Here is a 26,513-nt window from a genome sequence, read left to right on the forward strand (position 1 = left end):
GCGCGGCCGGGATACGGAAGGTGTGGTAGCCGGAGCGGGTGCGTGCGCGGGGTCCGCGAGGAACATAGCGGCACGAACAGCACGCTTCCCGGTCGCCACGCGCGGCCGGGGGCCCGGCCGACGCGATGGCGGGCGGCTCAGCAGGTGGCGGGCGGCTCAGCCGGTGGCGACGTCGTCGTGGTCCGTGCTCGTGGCCACCTTCCGCCAGGTCTCCAACTCGTCGTGCGCGAAGCGGAGTTTCTCCTCCACCCGGGCCACACTGTCCGCTCCCAGCTGGATGCGCAGCGGGGCCCGTTCGCTGCCGCCGAGGTCGACGATGACGCGGGCCGCCTTGGCCGGGTCGCCGGGCTGGGCGTGGTTGCGGTCCAACGCGCCGGTCCGGGTGCCGCCCGCGGTGGCGGCGTAGTCATGGATCACGTTCGCCTCGGTGTGGAGGCTGGAGCCGTCGAGGAAGTCCGTACGGAAGAAGCCCGGTTCGACCACGGTCACCTTGATGCCGAGCGGCGCGACCTCGGCCGCCAGCGCCTCGGACAGACCCTCGACGGCGAACTTCGTGGAGGCGTAGACGCCCCAGCCCGGCGAGGCGGTGAAGCCGCCGACCGAGCTCATGTTGACGATGTGTCCCGACCGGCGCTCACGCATCCCGGGCAGTACCGCGCGCAGCACATTGAGCGTGCCGAACACATTGGTCTCGTACACCGCCCTGGCCGCCGCGTCCGAGACCTCCTCGACCGCGCCGAGCAGTCCCCGGCCCGCGTTGTTGACCAGCACGTCGATACGGCCGAACCGCTCCGTCGCCGCGGCGACCGCCGCATGGGCCTGGTCCTCGTCGGTGACGTCCAGGGGAAGCGCGAGCAGGGCGTCGCCCGCGTCCGGGAAGCGGGACTCCACGGTCCGCGGATCACGGGCGGTGGCCACGACGTCGTACCCGGAGGCCAGGGCGGTACGGGCAATCTCCGCGCCGAATCCGCGCGAGGCACCGGTGATCATCCAGACGCTCATGGCTGTGGCTCCTTATCCGCGACCGAGAGCCGGCGGCCGACGGTCATCGACATGTGGAGCGTATGAGGCGCCGGAACAGCCGACAACCGGACGCCTCCGACGGAGCGGGCGACCGTGACCTGTCCGCCCGCGCGGGGGTTGAACCGGGCCCCGGTGACCGCCGGTCACCCTCATGCACCGAACAGGTGGATCCATCCCGATGACCATGATGCGCAGGGCCGCCGCGGCGGCCCTCGGCACGGCGCTCGCCGCCACCCTGAACCTCACCGCCGCCCACGCGGTGACCACGACAGCCGGCGGTACGGCGGTCAAGAACGCCCCGCTCGCCGCCCCCGTACCCGCCCCCGCTCCGGCACCCGAGCTTGATGAGGGCTGGCGGGGTGACGGGCTGAGCCTGAGCCCGGCCGAGAACAACGCCGTCGAGGAGTTCCTGGGCAAGGCCCGCAGGACCGAGGCGGTCATCAGCCCCCGGCTGCGGAACATCGCCCGGCTCAGCAACGCCGAACTGGCCGGTTTCGACCAGCGGCTGAAGTCCCCCGACTCCCTCAAGCGGAAGGTGGCCACCAGTCTGGTCGACCACCCCGGCCAGAACATCGACCAGGCCCTGGCCGGTATCGGTGACTCCCTGCGCTACACCTTCCAGTGGCCCACGGACCGGTACACCGACGGCGTCACCCTCGCCGCCACGTTCGTCTCCGCCTGGCAGGGTCCCGCGGTGCGGTGGAAGAACACCTGGGGCGGCAAGACCGGCTACAAGGGCATCAACACCAACTGGGACGAGTCGTCGAGCCAACACCGGTTCGAGATCCAGTTCCACACGCCGGAGAGCCGGGACGCCGCCGTCTCCACCCATCGGCTCTACGAGGAGCAGCGGCTGCCCGGCACCTCCCCGGAGCGGGCCCGCGAACTGCGGCGGCAGATGGACGAGATCTTCGGCGCCGTCCCCGTACCGGCCGGGGCGGCCCAACTCGCCGCACCCTGAGGTCTGTAGCCCTCAGCCCTTGAGGCGGGGCTAAGACTCCCCCACTCCGTCCGTGTCGGCAGCGGTGCGGTCGGCCAGCCGTTCGTACCGCTGCCTCGCCGCTTGCGGAGTGCCGAGACCGAGACCGAAGGCGATCTCCTGCCATGTCATCTCGCGGCCCCGGGCCATCTTGAGGAGCCCGGCCTCCAGTTCGTCCATTTCACCGCGCGCCAGCGGGATGAGACTCAGTGCGGCGGTGATGTCGGCGTGATCCACCGCCGGCTCGCCGTCGTCGGGCTGCGCCGCACCGCTGAGCAGGAACGACACCAGCCTGATGGCCTCGTGCGGCGCGATGACGGAGGGATGGACCTGTCGGCGGCGCTGCTCGTCGGTGGCCGCGTGCCGCTCGGCGATGCGGAACAGGGACGCGTGGACGCGGTGCGCGCGCGCCTGCTCAGGGTGCGGGGGCGTGAAGGGGTCGGCGGGCCGACCGGAAGTCGAGGACATACGACCAGGATCAGCGACACACAAGTCGATGTCAACTGATCGTTGTAAACGATCCGTTCAACTGTTGCTCCAATGCTCATCACGCTCATGCTCCCGGCGTGGAGCACATAATTCTTGGTGTGATCAAAATTCTTGTGGTCGAGGACATGCATGTCGTCCGCGCCGGTCTGGTCGCCCTGCTAGCGGGCGAGTTCGGCATCGAGGTGGCCGGGCAGGCGGCGGACGCGGCCGAGGCCCTGACCGTCGCGGAGCGGTGCGCGCCCGACGTCGCCGTCCTGGACATCGACCTCCCCGGGATGGACGGACTCGGCCTGGCCCGGGAGTTGGCCGTACGCGCACCGCGCTGCCGGATGCTCATGCTGACGGCCCTGGACCGGCCGGGGCATGTGCGCCGGGCGCTGGACGCCGGGGCTTCCGGCTATCTGCTGAAGTCCGTGACGCCGCAGCGGCTGGCCGAGGCCGTACGTACGGTCGCCGTGGGCGGGCGGGTGATCGAGCCGCGTTCGCTCGCGGACGCGTCCGGGGCCGTCAGTCCGTTGACCGCTCGGGAGGCGGAGACCCTGCGGCTGGCGGCCGACGGGGCGGACAGCCGGGCGATCGCGGCCGAACTGTTCCTCGGGGTGGGCACGGTGCGCAACCGGCTCGCCTCGACCACCGGAAAGCTAGGCGCGCGCACCCTCGTGGACGCCATCCGCATCGCCGAGCGCCACGGCTGGATCTAGCGGCAGTTCGGCCACGAGCCGGAAGTGCTCGCCCGTGTGCGACGTCTCCAGCGCCCCGCCCAGGGCGAGCACCCGGAAGCGCAGGCTGGCCAGGCCCGTGCCCCCCCGGGGCTGCGCCGAGCCCGAAGTCGCCGAGTCCGAAGTCGCCGCCGGGGCACCGTCGTTGGTGACGCTCAGGCGCACGCATGAGGAGTCCTGCTCCACCACGACCTCGCACTGCGACGCCCGGCTGTGCTGGAGCACGTTCCCGACGGCCTCCCTGAGCAGCGCGCTCAGGCAGTTGCCGACCGGGGCGGGCAGCCGCGGCTGCGGAGGCAGCGTCGTCCTGGTGGTGATGGCCGCGCCCGCCAGCAGCCGCTGCACATGGCTGAGTTCGGTCTGCAGCGAGGCCGACGTATGGCCATGCGCCACAGCCCGTACCTCGTCGTGCGCGCCGCGGGCCAGCGCCGCGATGTCGCGCAGCGCGCGGTGCGCCGCCGTGGACTCCGGTGTGTCACGCAGCGCGGTCTCGCTGCGCAGGGCGATGGAGACGAGTGAGGATCCGAGCAGATCGTGCAAGTCCTGGGTGATCCGGGCCCGTTCGCGGTGTTCCGCCAGCCGGGCCGTGTGCTTCTGGGCCGCCTGGAGGCGGGCCGCGAGCAGGGTGAGATGGACCACCGCGTACACACTGCTGCCCGTGATCGTGGTGGAGAGGAGCACGCTCGTTCCGGTGCGCGTCGTGTTGACCAGGGAGCTGTGGACCAGCAGCGGACCGCTCGCCACCACCGCCAGCGCGACGACGAGCGAGGCGGGCCGCGGCACGGTCAGCAGCACCGCGCCGGCCAGGAAGCCGAGAAGACTGAGCCAGCTGTATTCGAAGAGAAGGACCGGCAGATACGTCAGGAGCGTCTGGAGCCCGAGGAGCACCCAGCGCCAGCGGTACGGAAGCCGGTAGGGCGGCGGCGCGTACTGGCCGAGCAGGACCGCGGGAAGCAGGATCAGCAGGATCAGACCGGTGATCAGGGAACGTCTGCTGAGGGGCTGTGCGAGGACATCGACGGCGAGGAGCGCGAGGGACCCCGTCACCAGCAGCACCATCGAGATCAATGCCACGCGGGAGCCCTGGGGTACCCATGTCCGGAGCCGCACCCGGCCCCACCTTCCCTTCGGCCAGCGGGACCCTCCCGCCGGATCGGTCCGCGATGGGTCATCGATCGGTCTCAGGGCCCCGGGCGGGCTCTCCGCCATGAGCCTGACAGCCGACCCGCCCCGAGGGTTGTACGCGAACCCGTGAAGATCTCACTTTTTTCGTGATCACCGAAGTGGTCGGATCGAACGCTCTTTCCTGTTTCCTCACAAGGGATACCGTTCGATGAGACCTGATGCCGTTCCCTCCCCTCTGCGGGAGGAGACCGACCCGGCCCCGAGAGCCGCGCGGCGCCGGAGACGGGCCCTGCCGCGTATCGCGCTCGGCACCGCCATGCTGCTCGCCGCGGAGGCCGCCCTGGTGGTCGGCGCGACAGGTGACGCCGTGGCGCTCACCTTCCCCGGCCGCCAGGTGACCGCCCCGAAGCCCGCCGCAGAATCGGTCGGGGAAGCCGCCGACATCCCCTCGGCCCGGGTCGCGGCGAAGCTCGCCGGCCATCGGGTCGAGGCGCTCTCCGAGCGTTCGGAGACCTCCACGACCTGGGCCAACAAGGACGGCAGCCTGACCACGGAGCTGTCGGCGGGTCCGGTACGGTTCGAGCGCGGCGGCGCCTGGACCGATGTCGATGTGGAGCTGCGGGACGACGGCTCCGGTGGCGTCGAGCCCAAGGCCCACCCCAACGGCCTGCGGCTGGCCGGGAAGACCGGTACCCCCGCCGCGTCCCTCCAGGCCGCGCAGTCCGCCGGGGCCACCGATCTGGTGACCCTCGGCGAGGGCGACCAGCGGATCACCCTCCAGTGGAAGGGCGGGCTGCCCGCGCCCCGGCTGGACGGCGCACGCGCCGAGTACGTCGACGCCGTGCCGGGCGCGGACGTGGTGGTCGAGGCGACCCGTACCGGCTTCGAGCAGTTCGTCGAGATCAAACGGCGCCCGGCGGCGGGCGGTTACACGTACACCCTGCCGCTGATCACCAAAGGCCTGACGGCCAAGCAGCAGGCCGACGGAAGCGTGCTGTTCACCGACAGGAAGAACAAGAAGCAGGCGCTGATGCCCGCGCCGGTGATGTGGGACGCCACCGTCGATCCGGTCTCCGGCGAGCACACCCGCCGGGTGCCGGTGGCGATGAAGGCCGTACGGAAGGGCTCGTCGCTCGATCTGGTGGTGACGCCGGACGCGGAGTTCCTGGCCGATCCGAAGACGAGGTATCCGGTCACGGTCGACCCGTCGACCTCGTCGCTGAGCAACGTGTTCGACACGTACGTCCAGCAGGGGGAGACCAAGGACTGGTCCACCGATGTCGAGCTGGACCTCGGCAACCCCGGCACGACGAACGGCGACGGCACGCCGCGCACGGCTCGCTCCTTCATCACCTGGAACACCGCGCCCATCCAGGACGCGCTGGTCATGGACGCGAAGCTGAGCCTGTGGAACTTCCACTCGGGCAACACCGACTGCAAGGCGTACCCCTGGGAGGTCTGGTCCACCGGCGCGGCCTCGACCGCGTCACGGTGGACCGCGCAGCCCGCGTGGACCGCGAAGAAGGCGACCTCCACCGAGACCCGGGGCAACCCGGCGTGCACCTCGGCGCCCGACGGGTGGATCAACGCCGATGTGACCACGCTCGCGCAGGAGTGGGCCTCGGCCAAGGCGGCCCGCTCGCACCTGGGGCTGCGCGCGTCCAGCGAGACGGTGACGGGACAGTGGAAGCGGGTCAACTCCGCCAACGCCGCGTCCAATCCGCCGAAACTGGTCGTCACGTACAACTACCGGCCGCGCACCGGCACCAAGCAGGAGGCGGGACCGCCGTACTTCTCGTACGGGGGCGCCTATCTCGTCAACACCGTCACACCGACGCTGCGTGACACGTTCGTCGACCCCAATGGTGACAAGGTCAACGGCACCTTCCAGATCTTCGACAGCGCCACCGACACGCAGGTCGGCAATGTGCTGGTGTCGAAGTACGTGCCGTCCGGGCAGGCCGCTTCGGTGACCGTGCCCGCGGGGGTGCTGAGCGACGGGAAGACCTACAAGTTCCGTACCAGCCCGTACGACGGTACGCACTACAACACGGGCTGGTCGGCCTGGAAGACGTTCACCATCGATACGAAGGCCCCCTCGGCGCCCACGAAGATCACGTCGACCGACTATCCGTCGGACAGCTGGGTCAAGGGCGCGGGGCAGCCGGGCACCTTCAGCGTCACGCCGCCGGCCGGCACCGACCACAACTGGCTGGAGTGGTCGCTCGACGGGGTGACCTGGACGAAGGTCTCCACCGGTGGCGCGTCGGGGGCCAAGGCCCTCTCCGTCGCCCCGCCGAAGGACGGCACGCACACCCTTCAGGTGCGGGCCGTGGACAAGGCGGACAACAAGTCCGAGGCGATCGAGTACGTCTTCCACGCGGGCCCCGGCGGGTTCGTCCAGCCGTCCGAGGGCGAGCGCACCGCGCGCCGGCTGCCGCTGGCCGCGGAGGCCGAGGGCGCGAAGTACAGCGCCGTGTCGTTCTCGTGGCGCCGCTCCGAGGCCGACCCGTGGCAGCGGATCCCGGTCGCCGATGTCACCTCCGGCGGTCAGCCGCTGACCGCCTGGCCGGTCCCGCTCGTCAACGGCAGGAACGCCGCGCTGGCGTGGAACGCGGCCGGTACGGTCGATCCCGACGGATCCGTCCAGATCAAGGCCGACTTCACCGGGCCGAACTCCGCCGCGGGCAGCACCGAACCGCTCACCGTCGTCGTGGACCGCAACGCCGACGGCGCCGCCACCGACGAGGCCGGGCCCGGCTCGGTGAATCTGCTGACGGGCGACTACTCCCTCTCGGCCACGGACGCCTCCGCCTTCGAGCTGTCGGTGTCCCGTACGGCGTCCTCCCGCGTCCCCGACAAGGGCGCTAAGCAGGAGGGCCAGGCACCGGTCTTCGGCAAGGAGTGGGTGACCGGCACGGCCGCCGAGGCCACGGACTCCGACTACAGCCATATCCGCAGGGTCTCCGACACCGCGCTCGATGTGGTGCTGTCGGAGGGCGACGCCATCCACTTCACGGCGAACGCGGCGAAGACCGGCTGGATCCCGGAGCCCGGCTCGGAGGAGCTGACCCTCAAGGGCGCCATGACCGGCTCGTTCACCCTGTCCGACACCGAGGGCACGGTCACCGCGTTCACCAAGCCGGACGCGTCGGCCACCACCTGGCAGGTCTCCAGCACCCTGCTGGACGGGCTGGCCAACTCGACCACCACCGTGGTCTCCGAGACCGTCACCGTCGACGGCAAGAAGCTGGCCCGCCCCCGGCGGATCATCGCGCCGACCTCGGCCGCCACCGCCGCCGCCTGCACGGCGGACCCGGCGACCAAGGGCTGCCGCGCGCTGGAGTTCGTCTACGCGACCTCCACCACCGCCACCGCCACCGCGTTCGGTGACATCGGCGGCCAGGTGAAGGAGATCCGGCAGTGGTCCACCGTCCCCGGCGCGGCCTCGGCCACGTCCAAGGCCGTGCAGATGTATCTGTACGACGGCGACGGACGGCTGCGCCAGACGTGGAACCCGCAGATCACCCCGTCGCTGAAGACGGAGTACCGCTACGACGGCGCGGGCCGGATCACCCAGCTCACGCCGCCCGGCGAACTGCCCTGGACGTTCGTCTACGGCAGGGCGGGCAGCGCGGCGACCGCCGGTGACGGCATGCTGCTCAAGGCGACCCGTCCCGGGCTGAAGCAGGGTACGGCCGACACGGTCGAGGGCGAGGCCGCGACCAGCGTCGTCTATGACGTGCCGCTGAGCGGCGCGAAGGCGCCGTACGCGATGGGCGCCGGCGACGTGAAGGCGTGGGGCCAGCTGGACGCGCCCACCGACGCGACCGCGGTCCTGCCCGCCGACGCCGTACCGTCCTCGCACTCCGGGGACGCGCTCACCGCGGCGGACTACAAGCGGGCCGAGGTGCACTATCTGGGCGTCTCCGGGCGGCAGGTCAACTCGGCCACACCCGGCGGGCATCTCTCCGTCACCGAGTTCGACCGCTTCGGCAACACCGTCCGCGAACTGTCGGCGGCCAACCGTGCCGTCGCGATCGGCCGTACCGCCGACGACCGGGCCACCCAGGCCGGTCTCGGGATCGACCGGCTCACCAGCGCCGAGCGCGCCGATCTGCTGGCGACCCGCTCCGTCCACAACGAGGACGGGACGCGCGAGCTGGAGGAGTTCGGGCCGCTGCGCCGGGTCGATCTGACCGCCGATCTGAAGTCCGGCAGCACGGTGCTGGTGGCCGCGGGCACGTCCGTGACCGCCCGTTCCTGGACGGTCAACGAGTACGACGCGGGCCGCCCGACCGATGGCACCGCCAAGGTCAAGGACCAGGTCACGAAGGTCACGACCGGCGCGCAGGTACGCGAACACCCGTCGGTCCAGGGCGAGTCACGGACGACGCAGACCGTGTACGACTGGGCCAAGGGCCTGCCCACGAAGACCATCAAGGACCCGGGCGGCCTGGCCCTCACCACCACCACGGAGTACGACGCGCAGGGCCGCATCCACAAGGAGCTGCTGCCCGGGGCGACGGGGACGGACGCCGCGACCAGGGTCACCACGTACTGGACGGCCGACGGCACCGGTGCCTGCGCGGGCCGGCCGGAGTGGGCCGATCTGGTGTGCTCCCTCTCCGCCGGTGGCGCGATCACCGGTGGCGGGACCAATCCGGCCCAGCTGCCGACGACCACCACCGAGTACGACTGGTGGGCCAACCCCGCCAAGGTCAGCGACACCGCGAACGGCTCGACCCGTACGACCACCACGTCGTACGACAACGCGGGCCGCACCACCACGGTGAAGGTCACCGGAGGAGTGGGCCAGGCGGTGCCCGAGACCACCACCGAGTACGACCCGGCCACCGGCACGGCGGTCAGGACGGTCTCCCCGACCGGCGGGACGGTCACCAAGGCGTACGACCTGCTCGGCCGCCAGATCGCGTACACCGACGCCGACGGCGGGAGGACCACCACCGAGTACGATCTGCTCGGCCGTCAGGTGAAGGTCACCGACACCTCGCCGTCCACCGTCACGTACGCGTACGACCACACGGCCGAGCCGCGCGGTCTCGCCACGTCCACCACCGATTCGGTGGCGGGCACGTTCCGCGCGACCTATGACGCGGACGGCTCGGTCGCCACCGAGAAGCTGCCCGGCGGCTACACGCTCACGCAGACCGAGGACACCACCGGGTCCGCCGTCGACCGTACGTACACCCGGGACAGCGACGGCACGATCGTCTACTCGGACACCGTGGCCGAATCCGTGCACGGCCAGAACACCCGGCACTCCGGCTGGTCCGACCAGACCTACCGCTATGACGCGACCGGCCGGCTCACGACGGTCGAGGACACGGCGGACACGGTCTGCACCCGCCGCGCGTACACCTTCGACGCGCGCACCAACCGCAAGTCCCTGACCACCGCCACCGGCGCCCCCGGCGCCGACTGCCCGACCGGCGGCGGCACCGCCACCAGCCATACGTACGACAGCGCGGACCGGCTGGTCGACGCGGGGTACACGTACGACGCGTTCGGCCGTACGACCGCCCTGCCCGGGCACGGGACCCTCGGCTACTACGCCAACGATCTCGCGTACCAGCAGACGGCGGACGGCAAGCGGCAGACCTGGCAGCTGGACGCCGCGCTGCGGTTCCGGTCCTGGAAGACCGAGACGGGCAGCGGGAGCACCTGGACGCAGAGCGGGTCCAAGCTCAACCACTACGACGGCGACGGCGACAACCCGCGCTGGATCGTGGAGGACACGGCGGCCGGCACGCTGACCCGTAACGTCGACTCGGCGAGCGGCGATCTGGCCGCCACGACGAGCCGGACCGGCGACACCGTGCTCCAGCTCAGCTCCATCCACGGAGATGTGGCCCTGCGTCTGCCTCTGGACACCGCCAAGGCGCCCGAGGCGCTGGACGCCGACGAGTACGGCAACCCGCGCCCCGGCCAGTCGGCCACCCGCTACAACTGGCTGGGCGCCAAACAGCGTTCGGCCGAAACCCTCACGGGCCTGACGCTCATGGGCGTACGGCTCTACAACCCGCTCACCGGCCGCTTCCTCAGCGTCGACCCGGTCCACGGCGGAAACTCCAACGCCTACGACTACGTCAGCGCGGATCCGCTCAACCGCTTCGATCTGGACGGCAAGTGGGGCTGGTTCAAGAAGAAGTGGAAGTCGTTCAAGCGGAGCCGGGTGGGCCGCTTCGTCAAGCGCCATCGCGTCGGAATCGCGGCGTTCAGCGCGGGCTTCGCCTGTGGACTGCTCACGGCGGGCGCGGCGGCAGCGGCGTGCGGCGTCATCGCGGGCGGTCTCGCGGGCGCGGCGGCGAAGAAGGCCGGAAACCGCAGGGCGTCCTGGGGTTCGGTCGGCAGAGCCGGTATCTATGGGGCCGGGGTCGGCGCGATCGGCTTCTCCGTAGGCTGGGGTGTCAGAGCCGGAGCGGGAATCCGGTGGACGCCTTCCCGGGCGCTGCTGCGGCACCGTCCCGGCAGCGGGCGGCACAGGAAGTACGCGCCGAACCACCGCAAGGGGTGGTGGAGACGGTGAGCGTGCCGCCCTTGAGGTCCCGACCGTCCGAAGTCCCGGCCACCGAAGTCCCCTCACACCACCGGAGAAGGCAGTGAGCAGAGCAGGCAAGGAATCGACGGCGCTGTTCGGCGCGGGAGCCGTGGTGTTCGTCCTCGGCATCGTCGCGTCGATCGCCTATGGCGCGAAGGACGGGCAGAGACTTTTCTTCTGCTCGTCCGTGGTGCTCACCGTGGCCTGGACGGCGGAGCGGATCCGCGCCCGGCGGGAACGGAGTGAGAACGCGGAGTGAGTGAACTCCGTTCCGGGTGGCGGAGTGAGTGAGGCGCCGGCGTCCGAGTGAGGGCGCCGGCGCCTCAGCCCCGGTCGCGGGGGAACGCCCCGGATGTGTGCGTACGGCGAGGGTGAGGTACGACTTGCTGCCAGGTCGGTGAATCCCGCGGGGGGCGCTTCGGGCGCTTCCCTCACTCAGCAGGAGGCAGCTCGTGGCACGTCCGGTCACCATTGTCACAGGCGGCAGCCGGGGTATCGGCGCCGCGACGTGCGTCCGGCTGGCGGCCGACGGTCATGATCTGGCTCTTGGGTACGTCAGCAACGGCGCGGCGGCCGAGGAGACGGCGGCGGCCGTCCGCGCGGCGGGGGCGCGCTGTGTCACCGTACGGGTGGACACCGCCGAAGAGGCGGACGTGGAGCGGCTGTTCGACACCGCCGCGGCCGAACTCGGACCGGTGACGGGGCTGGTCAACAACGCCGGTGTGACGGGCCCGCTCGGCAGACTCGCCGATGCGAGGACCGCCGACCTGCGACGGGTGATCGAGGTGAACCTGCTGGGCTATCTGCTGTGCTGCCGCCGCGCCGCCCGGGACATGGCGGCGCGCGGCTCCGGCGCCATCGTCAATATCTCCTCGACGGCGGCCACCCTCGGCGCCCCCGGCGAGTATGTCCACTACGCGGCGGCCAAGGCGGCCACCGACGCCCTGACCGTCGGTCTGTCCAAGGAGCTCGGCCCGGACGGCATCAGGGTCAACGCGGTCGCGCCCGGCATCATCAACACCGAGATGCACGCCGCCATGGGGGATCCCGACCGTCCGGCGAGGGCCGCCGCCGGGATCCCGCTCGGCCGCCCCGGGGAGCCCACCGAGATCGCCGCGGCGGTCGCCTGGCTGCTGTCGGACGACGCCTCGTACACGACGGGGACGGTGCTCAGAGTCTCCGGGGGCCGGTAACCCGCCCGGGCCTCGCACCACGGGCGCCGCGCCGCGCCATGACGAGCAGCAGGGCCTGCTCACCCCCTCGCGCACCCGGTCCGGTCACCGCGAGCCCGGACGCGACCCGGGGATTGCGAACTTGGTCGCCACGAACATGTTCGCCACCTTTGCGGGCAGGACCGGTTCGCGCTCTACCGCGGCCGGGCGGACTGACCGGCACACCCCTGAGGGCGAGACGGCGCCGCTGTCGGCCCGTCTTCCCGTCCAGACCGAGGCGCAGACCATCGCGCCCGTCGTCACCGTGCAGAACCTCTACGACCTCGCCGCCGGGCAGGACGACGATCTCGTCGACCGGTGCGCCGCCGAGAACATCGCGTTCGCCTCGTTCTTCCCGCTCGGCGGCTTCAGCCCGCTCCAGTCGGAGAACGGACGGCATTCTCCGCGTCGGAGGCGCCGTCGGCGTCAGCGTTCGGCGGTGGCGGACCGGGCCGGAGCCGCCGCGGTCGCCCGTTCCGCTTCCTGTGGGACGCCGTCGGCGAGCGCGAGGTCGCGCAGTCCGAGGCGCAGGTGTTCGACGTGGAACAGCGCCTGGTCGAGAAGCTCGGCGACGTGGTGGTCGTACAGGGCGTAGATGATGGAGCGCCCCCGGCGCTCGCCGGTGACCAGGCCGAGATTGCGCAGCAGGCGGAGCTGGTGGGAGCAGGCTGACTGCTCCATCCCGACCGCTTCGGCCAGCTCACCGACCGCGCAGGGGCCCTCCTGGAGACGGGCGAGGATATACAGCCGCGAGGGGGTCGCCAGCGCCTGGAGGGTGGAGGCGACGTCGGCGGGGCCCGCGGCGTCGAGGCGCTCGCGAGTGCTGGCGTCGTTCCTGCTCTCTATCCCATGGCCCATGCGGGCCATTCTACCGACGACGGGGTGCCGACGACCGGCGCGGAGCCGCCGGGCCTGCGGGGCGGGCCTACGAGACGACACCGGACGGCGGGGCGGCGGTGCGGGCGCTCGGAAGCTGTCCGCCCGGCAGGCTCAGCGTCCCCCGCGCGGCGTCGATGAACTCCGACCGCGCGTATCAGATCCCCCCGCCGGTGCCGTACTTCGTCGGTCGAGAGCGCGAACAGGCCCTGGCCGCCACGGCTGTCGCGGAGCGCGACGGGGAACGGGACGGCGAGCGCGCGGGGGAGCGGGAGCGGGCCGGGGAGTCCCGCCCGCTGCTGTTCGCGCTGAGCGCGCTGGGCGGTACGTCATGGTCCATGTCTACCAGCCACCTCGGCCGCGCCACGGCCCGATCGCGAACACCCGTGCGGATATCGTGCGTGCGGCCAACAACCGGTGGAGGAACCGTCGTCCGGCCGGGGTCAGGGTCAGGGTCAAGGAGCGAGCGATGGGTACGTCGGCGGGGTCCCCCGGAGCGGGCGAGCTGAAGCGGCATCTCGGCGTGTTCGACGCCGTGGTGATCGGGCTCGGAGCGATGATCGGCGCGGGGATCTTCGCCGCGCTCGCACCGGCCGCGGCGGCGGCCGGGTCCGGGCTGCTGCTCAGCCTGGCGGTGGCCGCGGTGGTCGCGTACTTCAATGCCACCTCCTCCGCGCGGCTGGCCGCCCGCTACCCGCAATCCGGCGGCACGTACGTCTACGGCCGCGAGCGCCTCGGTGACTTCTGGGGCTATCTGGCCGGCTGGGGCTTCGTGGTCGGCAAGACCGCCTCCTGCGCGGCGATGGCGCTGACGGTGGGCGCGTACGTGTGGCCCGGCCGGGCGCACGCGGTGGCGGTGGCTGCCGTGGTGGCCCTGACGGCGGTGAACTACGCAGGCGTACGGAAGTCCGCGTGGCTGACGCGGGGCATCGTCGCGGTCGTCCTGGCGGTCCTGGCCGCCGTGGTCACGGCCTGTCTGACCGGTGGCACGGCCGAGTCCGCGCGGCTGGACATCGGGGCGGACACCACCGTCGGCGGGGTGCTGCGGGCGGCGGGGCTGCTGTTCTTCGCGTTCGCGGGCTATGCGCGCATCGCCACCCTCGGCGAGGAGGTACGCGACCCGGCCCGGACGATCCCCCGCGCGATCCCGCTCGCCCTGGGCATCACGCTGGCCGTCTACGCGGGCGTCGCCCTCGCGGTCCTTTCGGTGCTCGGGCCCGACGGCCTGGCCGGGGCCACCGCGCCGCTGGACGAGGCGGTCCGGGCCGCCGGGGTCCCCGGGCTGGTGCCGGTGGTGCGGACCGGGGCCGCGGTGGCGGCGCTCGGCTCGCTGCTCGCGCTGATCCTCGGTGTCTCCCGTACCACGCTGGCCATGGCCCGAGACCGGCATCTGCCACACGCCCTGGCCGCCGTCCATCCGCGCTTCCAGGTGCCGCACCGCGCCGAACTCGCGGTCGGCGCGGTCGTCGCCGTCCTGGCCGCCACCGCCGATCTGCGCGGCGCGATCGGTTTCTCGTCCTTCGGCGTGCTGGCCTACTACGCCATCGCCAACGCCTCCGCCTGGACGCTCACCCCGGCCGAGGGCCGCCCCGCCAGGATCGTGCCGGTCGTGGGCATGGCCGGCTGCCTGGTCCTGGCCTTCGCCCTGCCGACGGCCTCGGTCCTGTGGGGAGCGGTGGTGCTCGCGCTCGGCGCCGCCGCGTACGGCCTGCGCAAGGCGGCCACCCGACGCTGACCGCAAGCCTCGGGTCCCGCTGGAGAGTCCGGGTCCCACTGCGGGCTTCGGGCCACTCGGACGGGAGGCAGGGCCGGTCAGCCCCTGGGGCGTCGCGTCCGGCGGGCTCACGCTTGACATGGGAGGACACCACGCGCCCTGAGCGCAGGAGGGACCGGAGGGACCATGCACCACACGCCGCACACCGTGAGCGAGGTGATGACGCGCCCCGTCGTCGCGGTGAGCCCGCGAGCCGGGTTCAAGGAGATCGTCGCGACCATGGCGCGGTGGAAAGTGAGCGCCGTGCCCGTGCTGGCGGGCGACGGCCGTGTGGTCGGGGTGGTCTCGGAAGCCGATCTGCTGCCCAAGGAGGAGTTCCGGGACGCGGACCCGAGCCGCCTGGAGCAGCTGCGCCGTCTCGATGATCTGCGGAAGGCCGGGGCGCTGACCGCCGAGGACTTGATGAGTGTCCCCGTTGTCACGGTCCGGGAGGACGCCCCTCTGGCCCGGGCGGCGCGGACCATGGCCCGGGGGAGGCTGAAGCGGCTGCCGGTGGTCGACGGCGAGGGCATGCTCCGGGGGGTCGTCAGCCGGTGCGACCTGCTGAAGGTGTTCCTGCGGTCGGACGAGGATCTCGCTCAGGAGGTACGTACGGAGGTGGTCGAGCGCCTGTTCCTGGTGGCCGGCGAAGACGTGCGGGTCAGCGTGGCCGACGGCGTCGTCACGCTCAGGGGCCGCGTGGGCGACACCGCTCTGGTGCCGGTGGCGGCCAGGATGGTGCGGGCCGTCGAGGGGGTCGTCGACGTCGAATGCGCTCTGGTGGGGCCGGGTGCCCCCGCGTCGGCATCACCTCAAGCGGGAGCCGGGCTCTGAACACGGAGAGGGACCGGAGCGGCGGGCGGCACGACGTCGGACGAGCGGCCCGGCGGCGGCCTCAGTGCCGGGATACGTCCGCGCGCGTACCCGGCGGCGTTTCGCCCGGGAATCCGCTGGTGCACCACGACCCGCCGTCCCGTGTCACCGCGAATCCTTCGTAGCCGTCGAGGGATTCGAGCCAGTCCCGCGCCGCCTCCCCCATGGCGAAGGCCGCGGTCGCGTACGCGTCGGTCATGGTGAGCCGGGCGCCGACCACCGTGATGGACGCCGGGCCGTCCGCCGGTGTGCCGTGGTGGGGGTTGAGGATATGGGCTCCGCGTTCCGTCTCACCCGAGGTGGCGATGGCCAGGTCGCGGCCGGTGACGACCGTAGAGAACTCGCCGGGGTGCAGGGGGTCCGCGATCCCGATGCGCCACGGGGCGCCCGGCGCCGCCTCGCCCCCGAGTTGCAGGTCCCCGCCGCCGTTGACACAGGTGTTGTGCGCGCCCGCCTCGCGCAGGATCCGCGAGGCGCGTTCGACGGACCACCCCTTGACCAGCCCGGACGGGTCGAGGACGCCGCCCGCGAGATGGCTGAACCAGCCGCCGGTGTGCCGTACGGCCCGCTTGCAGAGGTTGAGGACCTCGCGTACCTCCGGGGAGCACTCGTCGAGTCCGATCTCGCCGCGCGAGAGACGGCAGATGATGCTCTCGGGCCGGTACGTGGAGTACACCTCGTCGACGTGGTGCAGCCAGCGCACCGCCTCGCGCAGCGCGGCCTCGATGGCGGGTGTGCGCGGGTCGCGTATGTCGAACGAGAAGACGGTGCCCATCGCGTGCTCGACATGGCGCCAGGCGCCATGACCCGGCCGTCTGCCCGTACCCGTACCCGGATCTGTACCCCTGCCCGAGCCTGTATCGGACACCATCAGACACCGGCCTTGTCGAGTGCGCTCTGCAGTGACTGGATGTAGCCCTGGCTGGTGTAACTGGCGCCCGAGACCGCGTCGATGTGCGCGCTGTGGGTGGTGAGCGCCTCTTGCGTCAGTCGTGGCACCGCGTAGGCGGTGATCTGCTGGTCGCGGCCGGATCCGGACGGTACCTGGAGGACCTTGACCGCGGTGAGCTTCCCGCCCTGGACGGTCGCGGCGACCTGCACCGTCCCGTACCGGGTGTCGACGGGGTCACCGGTGTACGTGCCGCCGACCGGATGCCCGCCGCTCGCCGGGGGCGCGGACCATGTCGGCGACGGGGCCGTGCCGGTCGGCGGCGTACCGCCCCCGAGCGCGGAGGTCACGGCGGTGTGGTGCGGCTTGAGCGCGAGCAGCAGGACGACCAGGGAGCAGGTCGACGCGGCGGTCAGGACGGCTCGTCGCACGGTGGGTCTCCTCAGAACTCGAACGACTCGTGATGGATATGACGGCGCGGCACCCCGGCGCCCCGCAGCGCGCGGGTGGCGGCCCCGGTCATGCCGGGCGGGCCGCAGAGAAACACCTCGTGCGCGGCGAGGTCCGGCACCAGCCGGCTCAGCGCGCGGGCCGTCAGCGGCGAGGAGTACGCGGCCGGTTCGTCGACGACGTAGTGCACGACAGCGCCGCGGGCCGCCGCTATCGCGTCGAGTTCGGCGCGCAGGGCGAGGTCCTCGGGGCGGCGGGCCCGGTAGATCAGCGTCACCTCGCCGGGAAGCGTCTCGAACAGCGCTCTCAACGGTGTGATCCCGACACCGCCCGCCAGCAACAGCACCTTCCACGATGTACTCCGGGCCGCGGTGAAGGAACCGTACGGCCCCTCGGCCCACACCCGGGTCCCCGGCCGCAGCCGCGCCAGCGCCGCGCTGTGCCCGCCCGCCTCCTTCACGGTGATCCGCAGATGGCCGGCGAGCGGTGGCGCGGAGAGTGAGTACGGGTTGGCGGTCCACCACAGGCCCGGCGCCAGGAAGCGCCAGCGGAAGAACTGCCCCGGCCGCGCGCCCAGTTCGTCCAGATGCTCGCCGGTGAGATGGACGGATACGATGCCCGGCGCCTCGTACCGGAGGTCGGCGACGCGCAGCCGGTGGCGCAGCGCCCGACGTACCGGGACAAGGAAGCGGTACCAGCCGATGAGCGCGGCGACTCCGAGGTACAGCGTGTACCAGGCCGCCTGGGCCGGCCGGTCGGCGACGAAGTCGGCGCCGTTGCTGAGCTGGTGGAAGAAGGCCAGGAAGACGGCCAGATACGTGGCGAAGTGCAGGTAGTGCCAGGTCTCGTAGCGCATCCTGCGCCGCGCGGCCCGCGCCGAGACGATCGCGGTGCCCACCAGCAGCAGGAAGGCGGCGGTGGCCTTGAGCATGTCCGGGTAGGCGCGCAGGAGTGTGGTCGTCTGGTCCACCACACCGGTGTGCGCGGTGAGGGAGTAGCCCCAGATGATCAGCAGGGTGTGGGCGAGCACCAGCGAGAGGGTGTACCGGCCGCCCATGGCGTGCCAGCGCGCGAGCCGGTCGGAGCCGATGCTGTGGTCCAGGAGCGGTATCCGCGCCATCAGGGCCACCAGCACGGCGCAGGCGTACCCCGCCAGGAGTCCGGTGATCCGGCCCGCGCCGGTCAGCCACTCGCCCGCGCCCACGACGGACGCCGTATCGCTCCACCACAGGACGAGGACACCGGCGGCACCGGCCCAGATCACTCCCAGCGTCACCGCGGGGACGGCCGAACGCGGCCGTCGCGGCAGCAGCGCGCGGTCCGTGGTGCGGCGCGCGTGGGTCGCGCTGGTCATGGGCCCTACTTTCCGCCGGTGGAGCCCGGCGTCGGTTCGGCGGTGGCCGCCCGGCCTGGCAACTCATGGCCGCCCAGCCTGGCAACCCAACCTCTGAGGATCTTCTGAGCGCCGTCGCACCGGGCGTATTCAGAGGAAACTCAGAGCGAGCCCTGAACCACACGCCCCGGGTCGCGGGGGATGCTGTACGGACCATGGACAATCACAGCCCCCCGCCCCGTCTGTACGGCAGTGACGGCGGCCCGGTGCGGGTCCTCGTCGTCGATGACGAGCCGGATCTCACCGAGGTCCTCTCCGGCGTGCTGTCGGCCGAGGGCTGGGAGGTGCGCACCGCGTCCGACGGCGCGTCGGCCGTCGCCACCGCCCGCGCGTTCCGTCCGCACGCCGTCATCCTGGATTGGATGCTGCCCGACACGGACGGTCTGGGGGTGCTGCGCGGGCTGCGCGCGGAACTGGAGCACGTGTGTGTGCTGTTCCTGACCGCGCGCGACTCCGTCGAGGACCGGATCGCCGGGATCAGCGCGGGCGGCGACGACTACGTGACCAAGCCCTTCAGCCTGGAGGAGGTGCTGGCCCGGCTGCGCGGGCTGCTGCGGCGGGCCGGCATGGCGCGCGAGACGGACGGTGACCGGCTGCTGGTCGTCGGAGATCTGGTGATGGACGAGGAGGCCAGGGAGGTCACGCGTGGCGGTGATCTCGTCGAGCTGTCCCGTACGGAGTTCGAACTGCTCAGGTTCCTGATGCGCAACCCCCGCAGGGTGCTGTCGAAGGCGCAGATCCTCGACCGGGTCTGGTCCTACGACTTCGGTGGCCGCGCGCATGTCGTCGAGCTGTACATCAGCTATCTGCGCAAGAAGATCGACGCGGGGCGCCCCGGGATGATCCATACCGTGCGCGGCGTGGGCTACGTACTCAAGCCGGAGTCCTGATGGCGGCTCCGCCGCGTGGCCATTCGCCGCGCTCCCTGTGGCCACGCACCCTGCGCGGCCAGCTGACCGCCGGGCTCGTCGTGCTCCTCGCCCTCGCCTGCCTGATGGTGGGAGTCACCACGGCCTTCGCGCTCGAAGGCTTCCTCGTCCGCCGTATCGACCAGCAGCTTTCCGCCTCCGAGGGGAAGTTCGCGGCGAGTCTGGAACACGAGGCCACTCCGGACGGCGACAACCGCCCCGACACCCGCGGCCAGTCCAAGGGCACATTCGGAGCCCGGCTGCTGCGGGGTACGACCACGCAGGCGGCCGTCGTCAGGGCCGAGGGCGACTCGAAGGTACGGCTCACCGCGGACGACCGGCGGGCGCTCGCCGCGCTCCCCGTCGACGGGGAGGGTCATACGCTCCGGCTGTCCGCGCTGGGGGCCTACCGGCTCGCCGCCGTCAAGGGCGACGACGGCGATGTGCTGATCACCGGACTGCCGCTGCGCCCCGTCGAGGAGGTCGTGCACCGGCTGGAGTGGGTGGAGTCGGCGGTCTTCGGCGCGGCCCTGATCGTCACCGGAACCCTGGCGGCGCTGTGGGTACGGCTGTCGCTGCGCCCGCTGCGCCGGGTGACGAGCACCGCGGCGAACGTGGCCGAGCGCCCCCTGGCCAGCGGTGAGGTCGCCATGCCGGACCCGGTGCCGGTCACGGACCCGCGCACGGAGGTGGGCCAGGTCGGAACCGCGCTCAACCGCATGCTCGGCCATGTCGGCAACGCCCTGGAGCGACGGCAGGCCAGTGAGGAACGTCTGCGCCACTTCGCCGCGGACGCCAGCCATGAACTGCGTACGCCCGTGGCCAACATCCGGGGGCACGTGGAGCTCGCGCTCCGGCACACGGGCCCCGTACCGGGCGAGGTCCGGCGGGCGCTGGACCGTATCCAGTCCGAGTCGGAGCGTATGAGCCGTCTGGTGGACGATCTGCTGCTGCTGGCCCGTATCGACGCCGGCCGGGCCCTGGACCGCGGGCCCGTGGACCTCACGCGGCTGGTGCTCGATGCCACGGACGACGCGCGGGCCGCGGGACCCGGCCACCGGTGGCTGCTCGATCTGCCGGAGGAGGCCGTGACCATGACGGGCGACGAGCACCGTCTGCACCAGGCCGTCGGCAACCTCCTCGCCAACGCCCGCTCGCACACGCCGGCCGGTACGCGGGTCACCGTACGGCTGGCGGCCGACGAGGACGGCATCCGGCTGAGCGTGGCGGACGACGGCCCCGGCATCCCCGAAGAGCTCCAGCAAGAGATCTTCGGCCGTTTCGTCCGCGCGGACATCAGCCGCTCGCGGGCGGCGGGCAGCACGGGGCTGGGGCTCGCCATCGTGTACGCGGTGGTCTCCGCGCACGGCGGCACGGTCGGCGTGGAGAGCGCCCCCGGACGCACCGTGTTCACCATGGCGCTCCCCGCGTCGCTCCCCGAAGAAGACCGCGACCCGGAAGACCGTGACGCCGGCGCCTGACGGGCGGGCGCGATGCCCGGACTCACGCGTCCGGGGCCGGTCGGGGCCGGGGAGCGAGCCCCGAGGGACCTGGACGGCCCATGCGCGGGCCCCGTTCGGCCCTGGTACGCCCACCGGAGCCCGCGCCACGATGGAGGAGTGGCGCCACGATGGAGGGGACGCGGGCCCCACGACGGCGCGGAGGATGGGCATGGACGAGGCACGGGACTTCTCGGCTGGCAAGCCGATCCGGGTGTTCCTGCTCGACGATCACGAGGTCGTCCGGCGCGGGGTGCAGGATCTGCTCGACGCGGAGCCGGATATCGAGGTGGTCGGCGACGCGGGCTCGATCGATCACGCCCTGGCCAGGGGCCCGGCGCTCCGGCCGGACGTCGCCGTTCTCGACGTACGGCTGCCGGACGGTGACGGGATCACGGTCTGCCGGGAGCTGCGGTCGCGGATGCCCGGTCTGGCCTGTCTGATGCTCACGTCGTTCGATGACGACGACGCGCTGCTCGACGCGATCATGGCCGGGGCGGCGGGCTATGTGCTGAAGGAGATCAAGGGGTCGGATCTGGTGGACGCCGTGCGTACGGTCGCCTCGGGCCGGTCCATGCTCGACCCGGCCACGACGGCCCGGCTGATGAGCAGTCTGCGCGGTGAGGACGCCGAGGAGGAGCGGCGGGAGCCCGACGCGCTGTCCGGGCTGTCCCCTCGCGAGCGCGAGATCCTCGGGCTGATCGGCGAGGGGCTGACCAACCGGCAGATCGGCGAGCGGCTCTATCTCTCCGAGAAGACGGTCAAGAACCATATCTCGCGGCTGCTGGCCAAGCTCGGTGTCGAACGGCGTATCCAGGCCGCCGTCCTCGCCACCCAGGCCGCCCCGCACTCCGCCGGTCCGGGCCACGGCCGCATGAGCCACTGAGCCGCCCCGCTCAGCAGGGGTCGACGGGCACGGTCCATACGAGGCGCGTACCGCCACGGCCACCCGTGCCACGACCAGTGGCTTCGACCGTCATCCGGCCGCCCAGGGTCTCCGCTCTCCCGGCGAGGTTGTCCAGGCCGCTCCGGGGACTGTCCGGCGCGATACCGACCCCGTTGTCCGAGACGGTCAGGGTCAGCCGGTGATCGCGGACGACGAGGGACACCTCCGCGCCCGTGGCGCGCGCGTGACGTGCGACATTGCTCAGCGCCTCGCCCAGGACGGCGACGACGTGGTCGGCGACCGCCGACGGCACATCCGTGTCGATGAGCCCCTCCATGCGCAGCGACGGCGTGAAGCCGAGGGAGCGTACGGCCTGTTCGACCGCCACGGTGGCGCGGACCCGCAGCCCCTGCCGGGTACGTCCCGTGTCATGGGCGCGGAGACCGAAGATCGTCGAGCGGATGATCTTGATGGTCTCGTCGAGATCGTCCACGGCGCGCAGCAGCCGCTCGCGCGCCGCCGGATGGTCCACGAACCGCAGGGTGCTCTGCAGGGTCATGCCGGTGGCGAAGAGCCGCTGAATGGCCAGATCGTGCAGATCACGGGCGATCCGGTCACGATCCTCCAGCAGGGTGAGCTGTTCGGCGGAGCGCCGTCGCCCGGCGAGTTCCATGGCGAGCGCCGCCTGTCCGGCGAAGGCCAGCAGCGGTGCCGTCTCGGCCTCGGTGAACGGGGCCTTCCCGCGGAGGCGGGCCAGCAGCAGTACGCCGCGCACATCGTCGCGGGCGACCATCGGCACCGCTACGGCGGGCCCCAGACCGTCCCACCGCGGGGGGCCCGCGGTGATCCTCGGATCGGTCTCGACGTCGAGGCTGATCAGTGGCTTCCCGGCGTGCAGAGCGGCTCCCACGAACGAGCCCTTCCGGGGCAGCACCAGTCCGTTGTGCGCGTCGGCGTCGACTCCGGTGGCGAACGCGATCCGCAGGACGTCCCCGCCCTCGTCGGGCAGCGCCAGCGCCCCCAGATCGACGGAGAGGATACGGCGCGCGTGACCGACGATCAGCGGGAGTACCTGTGTCTCGTCCGCCCCGGACAGCAGACTGGCGACGATCTCCGCGTTGGCCTCCAGCCAGCGCTGCCGGTCCCGGGCCTTCTCGTACAGCCGCGCGTTCTCGATGGCGACCCCGGCGGCCATGGCGAGGGTGGACAGGACGGTCTCGTCCTCGTCGTCGAAGTCCTTGCCGCCCCTCTTCTCGGTGAGATAGAGGTTGCCGAACACGGTGTCCCGCACTCTGATCGGCACGCCGAGGAACGAGTGCATGGGCGGATGGCTGGCCGGAAACCCGTACGACTCGGGATGGTCCGAGATCTCCGAGAGCCTCAGGGACTCGGGGTGACGGATGAGCTCGCCGAGGATTCCATGGCCCTCGGGCAGCCGGCCGATGGCGTCCATCTCGTCCGGTGTGAGGCCGACGGGCAGGAAGCGGGAGAGCGTCATCCCCTCGCCGATGACGCCGAGCGCGCCGTACTCCGCGTCCACGAGCACCACCGCGGCCTCCACGATGTGCCGCAGCACCTGTGACAGATCCAGCTCACGCCCGACCGAGAGCACGGCTTCGAGCAGGCTCTGCATCGATTGCGGCGTCCCGTGCCGGACAGCGTCGAGCTGTGCCTGCAACTCCTCCGGGAGGACGTCCAGCCGTCTGGGGGCACCCTCGCCCCATCTGTTCCCGTCGTCGCCCACGGTCCCTCCGTCGCGGCCGGGCTCGGACCGCTGACCAGCCGCACTTCCACCGTAAGCGCTGCGGGGAAGGATGGCTCAGACGGAAGGCCGGTGGCCGTGGCGCACCTGGATCCGGCGCCCGGTGACCTGCGTGGGGGTGATGACGATCCACAGGCCGCGGTCGCCGCCGGCCCAGGCGGTGGTGTGCGCCAGTTCCTCCAGCCGCCGCACCCGCTCGGGGTCGGTGACCGACTGTGCCGGGCCGACGACGAGAACGCTCCAGCCCTGGCTGAACGCCTCGTCGATATGGTCCGCCTCGAAGGCGACCTCATGGCCTGCGGCCGCCGCCGGCCCGGCGTCCGGAGCGGTCCTGTACGCCACCAGATCACCGTCGACCGTGTAGTTCACCGGAAAGATCGCGGGCTCGCCGTCCCGCTTCACCGCTACTCTCCCCACCCCGTGGGTGGACAGCAGCGTCCGGGACTCCTCGGTGCTCAGCGTGATCAGCTCGGGGTGGTATCCGGCCGCGCCGATTCCGGGCGGGAGATCCGTCGTGGCGCCGGTCAGCTCCGTGACGGTGGTCTCCAGCGCGTCGGCGAGGCGCAGCAGGAAACCGATTCCCGGCGACGCCGAGTGCTCCTCCAGATACTGGATGTAGCCGGGTGCCGAGCCCGCCCGTACGGCCACGTCCTCGCGCGTCAGCCCCAGTTCCTGCCGCCGTGCCAAGACCCGCCGGCCCAGGTCCGCGCGGTGCGGGGCCGGGTTCCCGGGCCGGAAACCGTTGTCCGGTGCCCTGTCCGGCGTCGTGTCCCTCGTCCTGCCGGTGGTCCTGTCCGTCATGGCGGCTCTCCCGCGGGTCGGTGGTGTTCCTCGTACGCCCCGGCCTGTGGGCACCGGGGGCTCTGCGCGCCGGCGTCTCAACGCTCGCTCCGGTGCGACCACTTGGGCTCGACCTGGGCCCATTCCTTCTCCCACTGCGCGTCGAGCCGGCGGTCGAGCGACCGGTGGAACCCCACCCGCGCGCCGCTCACGAGTACGGCCGCCGTGCTCGCGGCCACGATCCCGGCGGTCACTCCCGTGATGACGCCCACGGACGAGTTCTCCGGGGGCAGGGTGATCCGGTCCGACCGGTCCACCCAGATCCGGATGGACGACCCCTTCTTCTGGCCCTCGACGACGACGGTCCTGCCGGTGTGTGTCCCGCTCGCGTCGGTCCAGGTGACCGGCGCGCTGCCCACCGCGCCTCCCGGGACGGCGCCCGGTACGACATGGCGCGCGTTCGCGGTCAGATGGGCCGTGACCTGGTGCTTCCCCACGTTCTGGGAGTGTGTGATCCCTTGGTAATGGTCATAGGTGAAGCTGCCCGCCGCCCATCCCGCGAGCGGCAGGCCGATGATCAGTACGACGATCAGGAGCACGTTGACGAGAACCCGCAGCCGGTCGGCCGGCCGGCGCAGCGGATTGTGCTTCCTGGCGGCTCGCGCGTGTCCCGGCCCGCGCTTCCGGTGGTTCCTGGGGTTCCGTGGATCCGGCGTCCGCATGGTCCGGCCTCAATGCCGCGCACGCTGCGCACTCGGGGACAGATGTTCCGTGAGCCATGCACGGGCCAGATCCGCCACGGCTTCGAGAGCGCCCGGCTCCTCGAAGAGATGGGTCGCCCCGGGCACCACGTCGAGACGGTGCTCGCAGTGCATACGCTCGGCGGCCCGGCGGTTCAGGTCGAGCACCTGCGTATCGGCGCCGCCCACGATGAGCAGGGTGGGTGCCCGTACGTCGGCGAGCGCGTCTCCGGCCAGGTCGGGACGGCCGCCGCGGCAGACCACGGCCTTGATGTCCGCGTGCGGCTCGGCGGCGGACAGGAGCGCGGCCGCCGCGCCCGTACTGGCACCGAAGTAGCAGACCGGCAGGGCGTGTTCGGCTCCCAGCCATGCGGTGACCAGGGTGAGCCGCCGGGCCAGCAGCGGGATGTCGAAGACATTGGCCCTGTCGCGTTCCTCCTCGGGGGTGAGCAGGTCGAACAGCAGGGTGCCGAGGCCCGCCCGGTTGAGCCGCTCGGCCACGGACCGGTTACGGGGGCTGTGCCGGCTGCTGCCGCTGCCATGGGCGAAGACCACCACGCCCGGCGCGCCGTCCGGCAGTGTCAGATTTCCGGGCAGCCCGCGGTCGTCGATGGTCATCTCGACTTCCCGCTCGACGGTCGCTCCGACGGGCTGAACGTCATCCGTGCGGCCGCCTCCGGCCTCCGTACCCGCCATGGCGCTCCTCGTGGCGCCCCCGGAAGGGGCCAGGCGGTCATTGAGCAGCTCGACCACCTCGGCGTCGCTGGTCTGGGAGAAGTCCGTGTACCACTGGCCGACCGAACCGAAGTAGTCCGGCGAGTACAGGCACACCACCTCGTCGGCCTCCCCGCTCAGTTCCGCCACCGCTCCGGGCGGAGCCACGGGCACGGCGAGCACCACCCGGGCCGCACCGCGTGCCCGCGCCACCTCGCAGGCGGCGGACGCGGTGGATCCGGTGGCGATGCCGTCGTCGACGATCACCACCGTGCGCCCGGTGAGCGCGGTGGGCGGTCGCTCCGCGCGGTAGGCACGAAGGCGCCCGTCCAGCGCGGTCCGCTCGGTCAGCTCCACCGCGCCGCGCTCGCGCGGCCCGAGCCGGGCGGCCCGGACCACATCGTCGTTCAGGATGCGGACCCCGCCCTCGCCGATGGCGCCGAACCCGAGCTCGGGCCTGGAGGGCACTCCGAGCTTGCGGACGGCGATGACGTCGAGCGGCGCATCGAGCACCCGCGCGACCTGGTACGCCACGGGGATCCCGCCACGCGGCAGCCCCAGCACCACAGGGTCGTCGAGGTGCAGCCGCGCCACTTCCCCGGCGAGCTGTATCCCGGCGGTCGTTCGGTCGGCGAAACGCATGCCCGCCTCCTCTCCCGAAGCCCGCTTCCACCGCACCACGCGGACCATCCACCCCGACAGGGGCCAAGAGACCCATGCGGGTGCCGTCCGGCCCTATCCCCCGGTACGGGCGCCTCGCCGGGGCGTGAGCGCGGTTGCCGATGGGGAACCGCTCCCCGATGCTCGGACTCAGGGGCGCGCGCGGCGGGCAGGGCCTGGAGACCTGCCGGAGCGAAGCCGTCATGGAAGCAGGACGCCATG

General features: G+C 72.1%; 21 protein-coding genes and 1 pseudogene. 11 read left to right on the forward strand and 11 right to left on the reverse strand.

What is annotated here, in order from left to right; all coding sequences use genetic code 11:
* Window positions 1-156: 156 nt before the first annotated feature.
* A complete protein-coding gene (locus IF11_RS0105880) occupies window positions 157-1,002 on the reverse strand; it encodes an oxidoreductase (protein WP_030350351.1) in 846 nt (281 codons plus the stop codon).
* A 199-nt stretch (window positions 1,003-1,201) separates the two neighbouring features.
* Between IF11_RS0105880 and IF11_RS40730 the strand changes: the two genes are divergently transcribed.
* On the forward strand, window positions 1,202-1,984 hold the full coding sequence (locus IF11_RS40730) for an ATP nucleotide 3'-pyrophosphokinase (RefSeq protein ID WP_157848409.1): 783 nt from the start codon (window positions 1,202-1,204) through the stop codon (window positions 1,982-1,984).
* A 30-nt stretch (window positions 1,985-2,014) separates the two neighbouring features.
* Here the strand turns inward: IF11_RS40730 and IF11_RS0105890 are convergent, their stop codons facing one another.
* Window positions 2,015-2,470, reverse strand: a complete 456-nt coding sequence (locus IF11_RS0105890; protein WP_030350353.1) for a hypothetical protein — start codon at window positions 2,468-2,470, stop codon at window positions 2,015-2,017.
* 119 nt (window positions 2,471-2,589) lie between these two features.
* Here IF11_RS0105890 and IF11_RS0105895 point away from each other — a divergent pair, with 119 nt between their 5' ends.
* The gene (locus tag IF11_RS0105895; RefSeq protein WP_030350354.1) at window positions 2,590-3,192 is read left to right on the forward strand and encodes a response regulator transcription factor; all 603 of its coding nucleotides are present in this window, start codon (window positions 2,590-2,592) and stop codon (window positions 3,190-3,192) included.
* Here the strand turns inward: IF11_RS0105895 and IF11_RS0105900 are convergent.
* Window positions 3,133-4,284 (reverse strand): sensor histidine kinase, encoded by a 1,152-nt coding sequence (locus IF11_RS0105900; protein ID WP_037727190.1) that lies wholly within the window; start codon window positions 4,282-4,284, stop codon window positions 3,133-3,135. The genes IF11_RS0105895 and IF11_RS0105900 overlap by 60 nt on opposite strands.
* Before the next feature lie 367 nt (window positions 4,285-4,651).
* Here IF11_RS0105900 and IF11_RS0105905 point away from each other — a divergent pair, with 367 nt between their 5' ends.
* The 4 genes and pseudogenes from IF11_RS0105905 to IF11_RS41905 all read left to right on the forward strand — a co-directional run.
* A complete protein-coding gene (locus IF11_RS0105905; RefSeq protein ID WP_037727192.1) occupies window positions 4,652-10,885 on the forward strand; it encodes a DNRLRE domain-containing protein in 6,234 nt (2,077 codons plus the stop codon).
* 73 nt (window positions 10,886-10,958) lie between these two features.
* Window positions 10,959-11,156 (forward strand): hypothetical protein, encoded by a 198-nt coding sequence (locus IF11_RS0105910; RefSeq protein ID WP_030350357.1) that lies wholly within the window; start codon window positions 10,959-10,961, stop codon window positions 11,154-11,156.
* Window positions 11,157-11,349: 193 nt separating this feature from the next.
* A complete protein-coding gene (locus tag IF11_RS0105915; protein WP_030350358.1) occupies window positions 11,350-12,090 on the forward strand; it encodes an SDR family oxidoreductase in 741 nt (246 codons plus the stop codon).
* 253 nt (window positions 12,091-12,343) lie between these two features.
* Window positions 12,344-12,493, forward strand: a pseudogene (locus IF11_RS41905) (oxidoreductase); the annotation flags it as partial.
* 41 nt (window positions 12,494-12,534) lie between these two features.
* Here IF11_RS41905 and IF11_RS0105920 read toward each other — a convergent pair.
* Entirely contained in the window at window positions 12,535-12,966 is a 432-nt protein-coding gene (locus IF11_RS0105920) for an ArsR/SmtB family transcription factor (RefSeq protein WP_078490492.1), read from the reverse strand.
* A gap of 487 nt (window positions 12,967-13,453) precedes the next feature.
* On the opposite strand from IF11_RS0105920, the gene IF11_RS0105925 reads away from it, so the two are divergent.
* Window positions 13,454-14,719 carry an APC family permease gene (locus tag IF11_RS0105925; RefSeq protein ID WP_030350360.1) on the forward strand — a complete coding sequence of 422 codons (1,266 nt, stop codon included), beginning with the start codon at window positions 13,454-13,456 and terminating at the stop codon, window positions 14,717-14,719.
* 165 nt (window positions 14,720-14,884) lie between these two features.
* Complete coding sequence (locus IF11_RS0105930) at window positions 14,885-15,571, forward strand: CBS domain-containing protein (protein ID WP_030350361.1); 687 nt, start codon at window positions 14,885-14,887, stop codon at window positions 15,569-15,571.
* Between the two features lie 61 nt (window positions 15,572-15,632).
* Here IF11_RS0105930 and IF11_RS0105935 read toward each other — a convergent pair whose 3' ends face one another.
* The 3 genes from IF11_RS0105935 to IF11_RS0105945 form a co-directional block, all read right to left on the reverse strand.
* Window positions 15,633-16,385: an FAD:protein FMN transferase gene (locus IF11_RS0105935; protein ID WP_051745544.1), complete on the reverse strand. Its 753-nt coding sequence runs from the start codon at window positions 16,383-16,385 to the stop codon at window positions 15,633-15,635.
* A 95-nt stretch (window positions 16,386-16,480) separates the two neighbouring features.
* Entirely contained in the window at window positions 16,481-16,930 is a 450-nt protein-coding gene (locus IF11_RS0105940; RefSeq protein WP_030350363.1) for an FMN-binding protein, read from the reverse strand.
* A gap of 11 nt (window positions 16,931-16,941) precedes the next feature.
* Window positions 16,942-18,303 carry a ferredoxin reductase family protein gene (locus IF11_RS0105945; RefSeq protein WP_030350364.1) on the reverse strand — a complete coding sequence of 454 codons (1,362 nt, stop codon included), beginning with the start codon at window positions 18,301-18,303 and terminating at the stop codon, window positions 16,942-16,944.
* Between the two features lie 194 nt (window positions 18,304-18,497).
* Between IF11_RS0105945 and IF11_RS0105950 the strand changes: the two genes are divergently transcribed.
* The 3 genes from IF11_RS0105950 (at window position 18,498) to IF11_RS0105960 (ending at window position 21,635) form a co-directional block, all read left to right on the forward strand.
* Window positions 18,498-19,232, forward strand: coding sequence for a response regulator transcription factor (locus tag IF11_RS0105950; RefSeq protein ID WP_030350365.1), 735 nt, complete (start codon window positions 18,498-18,500; stop codon window positions 19,230-19,232).
* Window positions 19,232-20,731, forward strand: coding sequence for a sensor histidine kinase (locus IF11_RS0105955; RefSeq protein ID WP_051745546.1), 1,500 nt, complete (start codon window positions 19,232-19,234; stop codon window positions 20,729-20,731). The genes IF11_RS0105950 and IF11_RS0105955 overlap by 1 nt, the downstream gene beginning before the upstream one ends.
* A 190-nt stretch (window positions 20,732-20,921) precedes the next feature.
* Window positions 20,922-21,635, forward strand: a complete 714-nt coding sequence (locus IF11_RS0105960) for a response regulator (RefSeq protein WP_037727111.1) — start codon at window positions 20,922-20,924, stop codon at window positions 21,633-21,635.
* 10 nt (window positions 21,636-21,645) lie between these two features.
* On the opposite strand, the gene IF11_RS0105965 is transcribed toward IF11_RS0105960, so the two are convergent.
* The 4 genes from IF11_RS0105965 to IF11_RS0105980 form a co-directional block, all read right to left on the reverse strand.
* Window positions 21,646-23,379, reverse strand: a complete 1,734-nt coding sequence (locus IF11_RS0105965; RefSeq protein ID WP_030350368.1) for a sensor histidine kinase — start codon at window positions 23,377-23,379, stop codon at window positions 21,646-21,648.
* A 75-nt stretch (window positions 23,380-23,454) separates the two neighbouring features.
* The gene (locus IF11_RS0105970) at window positions 23,455-24,198 is read right to left on the reverse strand and encodes a helix-turn-helix domain-containing protein (RefSeq protein WP_078490493.1); all 744 of its coding nucleotides are present in this window, start codon (window positions 24,196-24,198) and stop codon (window positions 23,455-23,457) included.
* Window positions 24,199-24,275: 77 nt separating this feature from the next.
* Window positions 24,276-24,899 carry an Rv1733c family protein gene (locus IF11_RS37680; protein WP_030350370.1) on the reverse strand — a complete coding sequence of 208 codons (624 nt, stop codon included), beginning with the start codon at window positions 24,897-24,899 and terminating at the stop codon, window positions 24,276-24,278.
* 9 nt (window positions 24,900-24,908) lie between these two features.
* On the reverse strand, window positions 24,909-26,273 hold the full coding sequence (locus IF11_RS0105980; protein WP_030350371.1) for a phosphoribosyltransferase family protein: 1,365 nt from the start codon (window positions 26,271-26,273) through the stop codon (window positions 24,909-24,911).
* Between the last annotated feature and the right edge of the window lie 240 nt (window positions 26,274-26,513).

The organism is Streptomyces scopuliridis RB72, assembly GCF_000718095.1.
GTDB lineage: Bacteria > Actinomycetota > Actinomycetes > Streptomycetales > Streptomycetaceae > Streptomyces > Streptomyces scopuliridis.